At 39.8% G+C, this 12,302-nt stretch carries 11 protein-coding genes; 2 read left to right on the top strand and 9 right to left on the bottom strand.

Annotation, left to right across the window (positions count from 1 at the left end; all coding sequences use genetic code 11):
* From ACRCJ0_RS05740 to ACRCJ0_RS05710, 7 genes are all read right to left on the bottom strand, one after another.
* A partial coding sequence (locus tag ACRCJ0_RS05740) for an exonuclease domain-containing protein (protein WP_431389791.1) occupies positions 1-1,974 on the bottom strand: 1,974 nt, incomplete at its 3' end.
* Positions 1,975-2,064: 90 nt separating this feature from the next.
* The gene (gene rseP / locus ACRCJ0_RS05735) at positions 2,065-3,330 is read right to left on the bottom strand and encodes an RIP metalloprotease RseP (protein WP_431389789.1); all 1,266 of its coding nucleotides are present in this window, start codon (positions 3,328-3,330) and stop codon (positions 2,065-2,067) included.
* Positions 3,331-3,376: 46 nt separating this feature from the next.
* Positions 3,377-4,174 (bottom strand): phosphatidate cytidylyltransferase, encoded by a 798-nt coding sequence (locus ACRCJ0_RS05730; protein WP_431389787.1) that lies wholly within the window; start codon positions 4,172-4,174, stop codon positions 3,377-3,379.
* A gap of 14 nt (positions 4,175-4,188) precedes the next feature.
* Positions 4,189-4,935, bottom strand: a complete 747-nt coding sequence (locus ACRCJ0_RS05725) for an isoprenyl transferase (RefSeq protein WP_417893212.1) — start codon at positions 4,933-4,935, stop codon at positions 4,189-4,191.
* Between the two features lie 309 nt (positions 4,936-5,244).
* Positions 5,245-7,146 (bottom strand): carbohydrate-binding domain-containing protein, encoded by a 1,902-nt coding sequence (locus ACRCJ0_RS05720; protein ID WP_431389785.1) that lies wholly within the window; start codon positions 7,144-7,146, stop codon positions 5,245-5,247.
* 85 nt (positions 7,147-7,231) lie between these two features.
* Positions 7,232-7,909 carry a DUF4956 domain-containing protein gene (locus ACRCJ0_RS05715; RefSeq protein WP_431389783.1) on the bottom strand — a complete coding sequence of 226 codons (678 nt, stop codon included), beginning with the start codon at positions 7,907-7,909 and terminating at the stop codon, positions 7,232-7,234.
* Positions 7,899-8,639 (bottom strand): polyphosphate polymerase domain-containing protein, encoded by a 741-nt coding sequence (locus ACRCJ0_RS05710; protein WP_431389781.1) that lies wholly within the window; start codon positions 8,637-8,639, stop codon positions 7,899-7,901. Before ACRCJ0_RS05710 ends, ACRCJ0_RS05715 begins: the two co-directional genes overlap by 11 nt.
* Before the next feature lie 205 nt (positions 8,640-8,844).
* On the opposite strand from ACRCJ0_RS05710, the gene ACRCJ0_RS05705 reads away from it, so the two are divergent.
* Positions 8,845-9,534, top strand: coding sequence for a response regulator transcription factor (locus tag ACRCJ0_RS05705; RefSeq protein WP_431389779.1), 690 nt, complete (start codon positions 8,845-8,847; stop codon positions 9,532-9,534).
* A gap of 15 nt (positions 9,535-9,549) precedes the next feature.
* The gene (locus ACRCJ0_RS05700) at positions 9,550-10,902 is read left to right on the top strand and encodes a sensor histidine kinase (RefSeq protein ID WP_431389793.1); all 1,353 of its coding nucleotides are present in this window, start codon (positions 9,550-9,552) and stop codon (positions 10,900-10,902) included.
* 135 nt (positions 10,903-11,037) lie between these two features.
* On the opposite strand, the gene frr is transcribed toward ACRCJ0_RS05700, so the two are convergent.
* The gene (frr, locus tag ACRCJ0_RS05695; RefSeq protein ID WP_016897475.1) at positions 11,038-11,598 is read right to left on the bottom strand and encodes a ribosome recycling factor; all 561 of its coding nucleotides are present in this window, start codon (positions 11,596-11,598) and stop codon (positions 11,038-11,040) included.
* A gap of 13 nt (positions 11,599-11,611) precedes the next feature.
* Entirely contained in the window at positions 11,612-12,301 is a 690-nt protein-coding gene (pyrH, locus tag ACRCJ0_RS05690; RefSeq protein WP_431389777.1) for a UMP kinase, read from the bottom strand.
* Position 12,302: the final 1 nt, after the last annotated feature.

Raw genomic sequence — 12,302 nt, 5'->3', positions numbered from 1 at the left:
GTTTTCTCGGTGACTAGATAAGAGTGACCGCGGAATTCGAGGTACTCGGTAATAATAGTCGATATTAGACGCGGAAACCAATTTAAAGAGGTCTTTTAACCCTGTTTGGTTTTTAGCCAGCAAAACGGCATGGAATGGCCGACCTTGCTTGTAGGCGTCCCCCTTACCAACATCTTTGTTTAATTCGTCGTGATAGAAAATTTCATGGTCGGCGGCTGCTTCTTTGATGAAAATCCACGCTAAGGCACCTGTGGTTTCCGCATCATACACGGCCCGGTGATGTTGTTCCAAGGCAACATTGTAGCGTTTGGCCAAGGTATTCAAACGATGCGATTTTAAATTTGGGTGCAAGAACCGTGACATTTCAAGTGTATCGATCACGGCATTATGTGATTTTTCAAAGCCATGTCGGTTGTAAGCTGTATTAATAAAGCCCATATCAAAACTGGCATTGTGGGCAACAAAAATCGCGTCCCCCACCCACTCTCTAAAGTCCGTAATAACCTCTTTTTCGGTACGGGTATTGGCTAACATGGCGTCGGTAATCCCTGTTAAATCAATAATAGTAGCTGAAAGTGGCCGCCCCGGATTAATAAATTCTTCAAAAGTATCAATTACATTCCCGTTCTGCATTTTAACGGCCGCTAATTCAATAATATTGTCATAAATTGCGGATAGCCCCGTGGTCTCCACGTCAAATACGACGTAAGTCGCTTCTTTTAATTCAATGTGGTCAGGGTTATAAGCGATGGGGACGCCATCATCCACGATATTCGCTTCAACACCGTAAATCATTTTCAAACCAGTAGATTTAGCAGCGCCTGATGCCTCTGGGTAAGCTTGGAGGGTTGCATGGTCAGTGACCGCAATGGCAGTATGGCCCCAATCTTTGGCTTGGTTGGTGAAATCTGAAATTGAATTCGTTGCATCCAACATCGACATATTGGTGTGGACATGTAATTCCACCCGTTTTTTATCGGCATTATCTTGTCGTTTGGCCTTAGAAATTTCTTCTAAGTCACGAACGTTTAAAACCAAGTCACGGGCGAAACGGTCATCCATTTGCAAATCACCCCGGACCCGCAACCACATGCCTTTGCGTATGGCATCAAAAATGGCGATATCTTCATCCGTTCTAGAGAACATTTGAATTAAGAATGCTGATGTATAATCCGAAATTTTGGCATTTAATATGCGACGGCCAGTTTTTAATATTTTAACTTCAACATCAAAAACAACCCCTTCCATAGACACAAAACGTTGTTCTTCAACGTATGTATTCATGGCTCTTAACTTGTCGTCAACGGGGATATGTTTCCCTAATTGAATTTTATCCACTTTGATTGCTTGACCGTTATTGCCGGCAGCAGCCATTTCTTTTTGTTTTTCAGCTGCTTTTTTGGCCATTTCTTGTTGTTGTTCAGCTAGTTCATTAGCTCTTTCTACAAAGACATCACGCCGGTCTTTGGCCGTTTCTTCATCGATAATAATTTCAAAAGGCACTTTAGGAAATCCAACCATTTGGTAATTCTGTTTGATAACTTCAAGGTAGTTTTCTTGAATGAGTTGTCTTAATGGTTGGTTGTCCACGCGAATATAGTAGCGGTTATTTTCAAATGAGGGTAATTGCCCTTGGAAAGTGGCTTTAGCAATCCCGTTTGAAATACCAGACCGGTTCACTATGATCGGCCAATAATCTAGGACTGCTTGATTTGCTGGTTGGCTTTGGTCAGTAACCTCAATTGAAAAGTCCACTGCCCCAACATGATCGAATCCCTTTTTCAAGTGTTCTTCAAAGGTTAAGAAAGTGGCGGCATCTATACGTGTTGGCAAGCCAATTTTAAACTGCCACAACCGTGATTTGGTATGGACCACGACATTTTCTAACCAACCATTTCGGATAGCCGTGTTTTCATCGGTCCAATGAATTTGTCCTAATAAGGCCTGAAAAAGGGCTTCTTTTGATTCTGACATTGACTTATTTCCTTTCCTGTTTAATAACAAAAGGCCATCGCTATGGCCTTCTGACTTACTGTTTTTAATTGATTTGATGCAATAGATTAATTAGCCAAACATGCGCATAATGTCATTCCAGGTAACTGCAATCATTAGCACAATAACAAGCACTGCACCTGCGATATTGATCATACCTTCAGTTTTAGCTTGTAGTGGTTTACCTCGGACCAATTCGATCAGGTTCAAAACTATTTTACCCCCATCTAAAGCTGGTACGGGTAGTAAATTGACAATTCCCAGGTTAATACTTAAAGAAGCTAACCAAGAAATAATACCTGTCATCCCAAAGGAAACGACTTGCGAGGTAGTTTGGTACATGTAAACTGGCCCGCCAAAATTGTTGATGTCAAAGCCAGTTTTAAACATACTACCAATTATAGAGAAAATACCTGTAATCATGGTCCACGCGCTAGTAAAACCAAAAGTAATTTTAGCCATAAATGACGTATCTTGCGCTCTTTGGGCCCCAATTAACCCAATTGTTTCACCTGATTCGGTCTCTGTTGCTTGTGGTGTCACCAAAACTTCTTGTTCTTGACCATCACGGTTGATGGTAAAAGTAAGTGATTGGTCTGGGTTTGATTGGACAATAGCTTGCATATTGTCAAATGATTCGACCGCTTGATTGTCGATTGACACGATTTGGTCACCGGGCTCTAGTCCTGCTGCTTGAGCTGCAGAATCTTCTTGAACAGCACCAATTTCAGCTTCGTTTGACCAGACACCGCCTTGCATGAAGGCTAGTAGGATGAAAGCTAAAACACCTAGGATAAAATTGTTCATTGGTCCGGCGAAATTAACGATTAGTCGTTGCCAGATGTTGGCAGATTGGAATTGACGTTCTATTGGCGCGACTTTCACGATGGTTCCGTCAGATTCAACGATGTTAGCTGTTTTTGACACTTGGTAACGGACTTTCTCTTCGCTACCGTAAGGAATACCTTCAATGAACATGTCTTCTTCTAAGTCGGCAGCCCATACTTCTAAGGGTAAGCCAGCAAAATTTTGGCTTTCATTTTCCAAAGAAATAGTGTCTACAATACCGTCTTCACCTTGTTCAATGACGACTTGCATGCCCTTAGTTAGGGTGTCTGACATTTCTTCTAACCCAGCCATACGGACGTAACCGCCGATTGGCAGCATGCGTAGCGTGTATGTCGTTTCTTCAGCTTCGAAATGAAAAATTTTCGGTCCCATACCGATAGAGAATTCGCGAACTAAGATGCCCGCTTTCTTGGCAAAATAGTAATGTCCAAATTCATGGACAATCACGATAACTGAAAAGATAAATATAAATGCAATAATGGTCGTCATAATGCGCTCCTAACTATGATAAAGCTTTTTAAAGCGATGAGACTGGTTAATATCCTAAGAATGAAATCAAGAAATAGAACATGGGTAATACCAATAATAGACTGTCAAAACGGTCAAGGAAACCGCCATGACCAGGCATGATATTACCTGAATCTTTGACTTGGTAAGTCCGTTTCAAGGATGACTCTACTAGGTCCCCAATCTGCCCTAAAAAGCCTAATATAACTGCTAAAATGAAATTGTCGATAATGGATAAACCAAAGATATTGTTGAAATAAAGGACAATACTTGAACAAATAAATGCGCCGATAATGCCACCTAATGAACCTTCAATGGTTTTATTGGGGGAAACCTTTGGTGCTAGCGGTGTGCGGCCAATTTGCCGTCCTACTAGATAGGCAAAGGTGTCATTACCCCAAATAATGATTAAGACATAAATAACTGGCAAAAGACCCAATAATCTGGTTTCGATTAACAAGTGGAAACCGCGACCTACGTATAGGGCGGCTAAACTAATCACGCCTACCTGCTCGAAATGAATGTCTTCTGGTTTAAATACCATAATGATGAGTAACATGGCCACACCAGCGAAGTAAAGCGTCATATAGTCGATTTCTTGTGGCAGTAGTGCTAGATAATAGGACGGCAGTAGTTGTAACATCATGGTGATTAAACCGATAATCCCCCGCCATGAGGGGAATGGAATCTTTGCCATTTGTAAAATTTCATAGTAAGCAACCATTGCAATAATCGCTACCATCAAGTCAAAAGGACGACCACCTATAAACAAAAGTGGGATAAAAATGGCAAGAGCAACAATAGCGCTGATAACTCTTTGTGTCATGAGAACCCCTCTTCCTATTTGGTATCTATCGCTCCGAATCGACGGTTTCTATGCTGAAATTCGCCAACACATTCCTGCATGATAGCTTCATCAAAATCTGGCCATTTCGTGTCAGTAAACACCATTTCACTATAGGCCAACTGCCATAATAGATAATTCGATAAACGAACTTCCCCGCTTGAACGAATCAATAATTCAGGGTCGGCAAATTCACCTAATTGAGCTGTATATAAGTTATCTGAAATGGTTTGTTCAGAAATATCTTTCACTTTCAAGTCACCATTTGCTACTGATGTGGCAATATTTTGAACAGCTTTGGTGATTTCATCACGTGAGCCATAGTTAAAGGCAATATTCAAAATTAATCCAGTGTTGTCTTTAGTACGATCCATGGCATTTTGAATGTATTTCTTTGTCCCTAGTGGTACTTTATTGAAGTTCCCACTCATGCGAACTTGTACATTATTGTCGATTAAATCAGGTAAGATTTCATCATTTAATACTTTGGGTAAGCCCATTAAATAATTTACTTCGGTAATTGGTCGCTTCCAATTTTCAGTTGAGAAGGCATATGCTGTCAGTACCTTCACACCCATTTTATGTGCTGCAATGACCACACGTTTTAGGGCTTTTAGTCCCTCTGAATGTCCGTCTGTTCGTTTTAATCCGCGAGCTTGTGCCCATCTACCGTTTCCGTCCATGATCACCGCGATGTGATTGGGTACTGGTAATTCTGGATTATAGTTTACTTCTGTCACCATATTGAACCTCCATTTGTAATTCTAAACAATTGTATCAAAAATTTGGAGAAAAACCTATACTTATCCCCTAGCTCAATAGTTCTTTTACTATGCACAGGCGCCTTTAAAGTTTAGGTGTGGCTTGATGTAAATAAAGGAAATTTTACTAGTAGATAGTCGTTGGTAAGTTATCGATTTGGACAGGTGACAAATAAGCACCCATTTTTAAAATGCCTTTAACATAATAAGCAAAAATAGCCATTTGCTAAATTAAAAGAGGCTAGCCATTAAGCTAACCTCTCCGGTAATTTTTTCAAATTTAATCAATTTTTATTGAGCTGGTTGTCCTGGTTGACCACCCCCCATCATGCCAGTTACAGTTGCGGTTTCACCTGATGAAGTTAGGTTTGTGATTGTATCCGTTACAGAAAGGTCTGCAAGTTCCGTACCATTTGTCACAGTACCACCTTCATATAAGCCGTTACTTTCTTCTCCATCATTTTCACCACCAGATACTAAGATATATGTACCTGTCGTTAAGTCAGGACTAGAAATCACCACGTGACTATATGATTTTGTCGGTGTGAAGGATACCACTACATTACCATCTTCATCTAGAAGGCTAATTAATTCATTTGCTTCTTGTGTAGTATCGTATGTAATACCCAGTGATACTTGACTACCTTCAGAAGCATTTTGAGCCATATCTGAAGTACCAGTTGCAATTAAAGTACCACCAGTAATATTAAATGAACTATCGTAGTCTAAACTACCGTCACCACCGCTTGTTGTGCCATTTATAATCACGACACCTCCAGACATGTCTATTGTACCGTTGGAATCAAGACCGTCACCTTCTGAGTCGACAACTAATGTACCACCTGTGATGATCAACTGTTTTGATTCATCTACGTCCATGCCGCCACCCATTTGGCCGCCGGCAAAGCTATCTTCACCAAATGTACCAGATGTTGTTTCTGTATCAGAACCACCACCAGCATTTAAACCGTCATCTGAAGCGACTACAGAAATATCACCACCATCGATTTGGATGACTGAAGATTCAATCCCTTCGTATGACTCTTGGATATCAATTGTACCATCTGAAATGGTTAAGGTCTCATCTGCATGCATACCATCATCACCTGAGGAAATGTTCATTTCACCACCAAGAATGCTAACAGCACCAGTTGCGTGTATACCATCATCGGCAGTGTTTATGTTGAGCGTACCTGATGAAATTTCTACTAGACCAGTTGCCTTTAACCCTTTATAAGATTCAGCAGTGTCAATATCAGTCGATGTTGAACCATCAGCCGTTTGAATTGTAATATTTGCGTTTTGGATAGCTAATTTTGTGACTGCTTGAATCCCATCACGTCCTGAATTGATGTTAAAGAACCCACCATCAATATAGACATTACCAGAATCTGCATCTTCTTCATTATTGGCTTGGATACCATCACCTTCTGTTGTGGTTAGATTGTAAGTACCATCCAAAATGGCTACTGTATCTTTACCTTTTAAAGCATTATTCACTGAGGTCACTTCATACTCACCTGATACCAGGATGAGGTCGTCTTTAGAACGGATCCCATTTGAATAGTTTCCTTCAACGACTAGTTTACCGTCACCGTTAATGACTAAGTCCGCTTTAGAATAGAAAGTAGCATCCGGTTCAGTTTCATCTGTTGCTAAGGTATAAGAAGTTCCGTCTGTTAAGGTATTGGTCGTACCTGAAGCAAGTGTGGTCACGACTTTTTCACCTTCAGTAATATACACGGCTGGACCGTCTTCATTATTGATGGTTATCCCGTTGAAGATTAAGTGTACTTTATCTTCAGCCCCTACTGAAACTTGTAATTGCCCGTTACTTAAACTACCTTCGATGACGTAAGTACCTGCTTGAGTAATCGTCACTGTTGATCCGTCTACAGTGACCCCATCAACAGCTTCTGTCCCATCATCAGACAAGGTAATGGTTTGTGCTTCTTCGCTATCGTAAGAGGTCTCTAAATCTTCATCTTCATAGGTGCCATAGGTGTCCGCTGTGGCATCATTTGACTCATCGCTAACGCTAGAGCTTGCACTTGCTTCTTCGCTGGAAGTTGTAGTTGACTCACTGGTAGATGAACCTTGTACAATTTGATCACAAGCCCCTAGTAGCAAACCAGCTACTAGTATGGGCATAATGGCCTTTTTCCCCATGCGTTTTTTTATTTTAAATTTCATATGTATGCTCCTTTATGATGTGGACTTTTCTGAATTGGATTTTTTTGAATAAAAATACTTTTAATGAAAATCTTTGCTTTTACTACTATAGTGTATCTGGCGTTGCGGCAACTTTACCTAAAACGACTGGCAGATTACCATTTCGTACTCTAACTTCATCGATCAAGGCTTTTTCAACATTTGGATCTTTCATCAATAAGTGGTAACGCAATTCATATAGGCTCCCCATTGTAGTTGTACGAACGCTTTCTAAACTGGCAGTATTCGTATATTTTTCAAAAATATCTTCAAATAAATCCGGGTAATCTAAGTCTTCTGGAATAGTGATTTTTAATTCACGTTTGACATTATTGCCAGCTTCACCAAATGGTAATTTATATAAGATAAGGAGTAGAATAGCTACGATAATGGAGAAAATAGTAACATAACCGACGTAACCCATACCGGTCGCTAAACCAATACCCATTGCCCAGAATACTGAGGCAATATCACGGGAACCACCAGGCACTGAACGGAAACGAATGAGTGAGAAGGCCCCGAGGATGGCAACCCCTGTACCTAAGTTTCCGTTAACCAACATAATAACTGATTGAACTAAAACAGGTAATACGGCTAAAGTGATAATGAAGTTTTTAGAATAGGCATTTTTGACCATGTGGACACCGGCCACTAAAATCCCTAAGACAATGGATACCAAGACACATATTAATACCTCGCTAAATACTAAAGTTGTACCATCTCCTGAAAAAATACTAGTTAACATGTAATAATTCTTCCTCTCTGTATAAATGACGTTCGTAAGTTTCTGCGTATTTAGAAAAACTTGATTTTCTAATTTGATATTTATCTAATAAACTAACGAACCATAATGGGTAGGCACCTAAGGCCTTCACTTCCATGAGTACACCCAATTCTGGTGCAACCAGGTCACCTTCATCATTTTCGATGACACCTAGTTGGTCATTTTGGTAACGAATGTTTTGGTCAAATGTCACCCTGAATTCGCCATCTTCATGGTCAAAGAGAGACACGCGGTCATAAGCGATTAATACTTTTGGTGCTAAGGTCCGGTTCTTTTTGAATAACCAAGTTATCTCAGATTCAATTTGCCTAGAAATTGGTAGATTATTTTCCTCAGCTTCTTCTGGAAATTCACCCCGCTCTAACCAGTTAAGGTATTCATTATATGACATGGGGATTCGGCGTTTATAGACAATCCCATTGACCTTCTTCTTAATTTCTAGAAAGATTAAAGAATTTTCACCAGGTACACCGTAAGCACGGATCCGGAATTTCTCTTTGTAGACTGGTTTGTCTAATGATTTTTTGATTAAGCGGAAGTCTTCGGTATCAAAGTACAAGGATAGGATTGTATGTTGCCCGTACTCATCGACTGACATTTCTTTTTGTAGGTCATGGAAGAATTTATGGAAGTCTTCTTGACTCAGGACATATTTGGTTTCTTTACGTTGAAAGACATTTTTAAGTTTCATGATGTTTCCTCCTCATTTCTTAAGGCACTAAGATAAGCTTGTTTACTAGATTTTTGCTTACTGCCTCTTTCGATAATGTTAATTTACACGCTCAAGCTTAAAGTTAACTTAAATGGCTTTTACTTTAAAAATTCCTAAGTCTTTTTATTTTTCGTACTAAACATGATAAGCTAATAAAAACTTGCAAAGAAATGAGAGTGACCGCATGATTCAAATTATGATCGTTGAAGATGATAAGATTCTTTCTGACAATATTAATGATATTTGCTTGGACCTAGCCCAGGTAACTACTAAACAGGTTTACAATGGAGACGATGCCTTATATGAAGCTAGCGGCCAGACCTATGACCTGATCATTCTCGACTTGATGCTGCCTGGTATGAATGGCTACCAAGTCTTGTCCAAAATGAGAGCTGACCATATTAAAACCCCCGTCCTTATCTTGACCGCAAAAGACGGTTTAGAAGACAAAGTCGAAGGCTTTCAAGCGGGCGCTGACGATTATTTGACTAAGCCCTTTTACAGGGAAGAGTTACTGCTAAGGATTCGTGCTCTACTGAGACGGTCACTTGGTTTATTTGATGAAAATCAGTTGGTCTATAAAAATCTGACGATAAATCTAGAGAAAAATGCGGTCAGGGTTGGTCAAGAAACCCTGCCAATTCTTGGAAAGGAATTGGACCTGCTGATATATTTGATTCAAAATAACGGCATTATCCTGACAAAAGAACAGATTTTCGACCGTATTTGGGGCTTTAATTCAGAAACAGCAATTACAGTGGTTGAAGTGTATATGTCTAATTTACGGAAACATTTGAAGACCTATCAATTGGATAAATCGATAACTACTATTCGAAATATAGGTTATATGTTAGCAGAAGTTGAAGAGGATTAGCTTATGTGGAAAAAAATGCAGCATAAAAACCGGCAAAAGAAAGATAAACTAGCAAGAAAAAATGCCAATGAAAACCGGTCTATGCGGCAACGCTGGCATTATTTCACCCTTAACGTAGGGGCATTTGCCCTTGTTTTCTTGGCCCTTGGTGTGATTACCCTCCAAATCTTGCATGCAACAGCCTATTCGGAAACAGATATTTCACTTAGAAACCTAGTCGCCAATACCCAGATGATTTCGGATGAAATTCAACGGTCTACTGACGATTTTGTCCCAAGTCAAAGTGAAACAGACCATCCTAAAGAACCTGGCTTAAATCGGTTTAACAGTCAAATTATCCTGTGGAACGTGGATGGACAAATCCTAAATCAAGATGGCTTAGGAGATACTTATAGTCAAATTTCTAGTTTAAACCTCTCTACTGAAAATTTGGATGAAGTGGAGGAAGTGACGATTATTGATGAAAGTCGGGAATATCATTTCCGGACAATTACTAGCACCACACCGGATAATACTGGTGAGGTTGCTTATATTACAGTCCTTTCTAATACCGACCAAATTGACAATGCCGTGGCCAACTTTCAGCAGATTTTAATCGTGTCCCTGATTTTCTTCTGGCTGATTTCCATCGGTATCGCTTATTACCTGTCTAGAGTGAATATGAAACCTATTTTAAAGGCCTGGAAAAAACAGCAAGAGTTCGTCGAGAATGCGTCTCATGAATTGCGAACACCATTAACGATTATCCAAAATAATCTAGATCATCTATTTACCAAACCTAATGCTAAGATTATTGATGAATCTGAAAGCATCGCCCAAGCCTTAAATGAAACACGGCGACTAGCCGGTCTAACGACTGACCTATTAACCATTGCTAGAGGTGATGCTAATGAACAAACTTTAGATTTAACCCTAACGGATATTCAGCCCTTTATTAAACAAACAACCGATCCATTTAAAGACCTGGCCACAATAGCTGATAAAGAATTCAACCTCTTTAATAATGGCAAGGCCATCGTAAAAGTCGACCAGAAGAAAATCCACCAAGTCATGGTCATTCTGTTGGATAATGCCCTGAAATATACAAAGGCTGGCGACACCATTACCGTTGACTCGCACACTAGTAAACGCCACTGGTATATTTATGTGAAAAATACTGGCAGTAATATTGCTGACGAGGATAAGGACCGGATATTTGAGCGTTTTTATCGAGATTCAACCTCAAGAGCCAGCGAAACATCTGGTTATGGGCTAGGTTTAGCTATCGCTAAACAAATTATCGAAGACCATCAGGGGACAATTACTGTTGAGGATGGCCATCCCCACGGTGTCATTTTTGCCATTCGTTTGCGCAAAAATTACGATTAGCAAGAGTAAACTAGGCAACCCGGATTACTGAACCAATCACCAAAATCTACTGTAAAAAACAAAAAAGCCAGCAGGTCATCTCTAATTGAGACCTGCTGGCTTTTCTTGTATTATCGTTTGAATATATTAAGTCAATTAAACGTTCATGATTTCGTCTTCTTTATCAGAAGCGATTTTCTCAACGTTTTTAATCGCAGCATTTGTTAAATCTTGGATGTCACTTTCGTATGAACGTACGTCATCTTCAGTGATTTCTTTTGCTTTTTCAGCTTTTTTTGTTTCATCAATCGCATCACGACGGATGTTACGGATAGCTACTTTAGCATCTTCCAAGTCTTTACCAACTGTTTTACTTAACTCTTTACGACGTTCTTGCGTTAAAGCTGGGATAATCAAACGGATTACTGAACCATCGTTTGTAGGTGGAATACCTAAGTCAGATTGTTGTAATGCACGGTCGATATCGTTTAAAGAACTTTTATCATATGGAGAGATCTGTAACATACGAGGCTCTGGAATAGTGATAGTTGCCAATTGACGTAAGTCAGTTGGTACACCGTAATATTCAACAGTAATGCCGTCTAATAAAGAAGCATTGGCAACACCAGCACGGATACGTGCAAGCGTACGTGTAAATGCTTCTTCAGATTTCAACATACGATCTTTAGTTTCTTTTAGTAAATTATCAATAGCCATTGAAATTTCTCCTTTACCCTTCTATTGTTGTACCAATTTCTTCACCAAGGATAACACGGCGGATATTGCCTTCTTCATTTAGGTTGAATACAACTAAAGGAATATTGTTGTCCATGCTTAATGATGAAGCTGTAGTGTCCATTACTTGCAGGTTGTTGCTGATAACTTCTAAATGTGATAATTTATCGTATTTAACAGCAGCATCGTTCTTACGAGGATCGTCAGAATATACCCCATCTACCCCGTTTTTAGCCATTAAAATCACATCTGCTTCAATTTCTGCAGCACGTAGTGACGCAGTTGTATCAGTTGAGAAGTAAGGATTACCAGTACCCCCAGCAAAAATAACAACACGTCCTTTTTCTAGGTGACGCTCAGCACGGCGGCGGATATATGGTTCCGCGATTTGACGCATGTCAATTGAAGTTTGTACACGAGTTGGCACGCCAATGTTTTCCAAAACATCTTGTAAACCTAAGGCATTCATAATTGTTGCTAGCATACCCATATAGTCTGCTTGAGCACGTTCCATACCCATTTCTTCACCAGTTTTACCACGCCAAATGTTACCGCCACCTACGACGATCGAGATTTGTACGCCTAAACGGTGAACTTCTTTGATTTCTTTAGCAATACCCTTCATTGTTTCTGGATCAATACCGAAACCGTTGTTACCAGATAAAGCCTCACCTGAAAGTTTCAAG

The organism is Aerococcus sp. L_32, assembly GCF_050689315.1.
Note: the sequence above shows the minus strand (reverse complement) of the source record. Positions and strands in the feature narration are given on the sequence as shown.

Bases quoted from the DNA above. Each gene is read 5' to 3' on its own strand.
- ACRCJ0_RS05705 (WP_431389779.1), top strand. From the start codon at position 8,845: ATGATTCAAATTATGATCGTTGAAGATGATAAGATTCTTTCTGACAAT.
- frr (WP_016897475.1), bottom strand. From the start codon at position 11,598: ATGGCTATTGATAATTTACTAAAAGAAACTAAAGATCGTATGTTGAAA.
- ACRCJ0_RS05720 (WP_431389785.1), bottom strand. From the start codon at position 7,146: ATGAAATTTAAAATAAAAAAACGCATGGGGAAAAAGGCCATTATGCCC.
- ACRCJ0_RS05725 (WP_417893212.1), bottom strand. From the start codon at position 4,935: ATGGTGACAGAAGTAAACTATAATCCAGAATTACCAGTACCCAATCAC.
- rseP (WP_431389789.1), bottom strand. From the start codon at position 3,330: ATGACGACCATTATTGCATTTATATTTATCTTTTCAGTTATCGTGATT.
- ACRCJ0_RS05710 (WP_431389781.1), bottom strand. From the start codon at position 8,639: ATGAAACTTAAAAATGTCTTTCAACGTAAAGAAACCAAATATGTCCTG.
- ACRCJ0_RS05730 (WP_431389787.1), bottom strand. From the start codon at position 4,174: ATGACACAAAGAGTTATCAGCGCTATTGTTGCTCTTGCCATTTTTATC.
- ACRCJ0_RS05700 (WP_431389793.1), top strand. From the start codon at position 9,550: ATGCAGCATAAAAACCGGCAAAAGAAAGATAAACTAGCAAGAAAAAAT.
- ACRCJ0_RS05715 (WP_431389783.1), bottom strand. From the start codon at position 7,909: ATGTTAACTAGTATTTTTTCAGGAGATGGTACAACTTTAGTATTTAGC.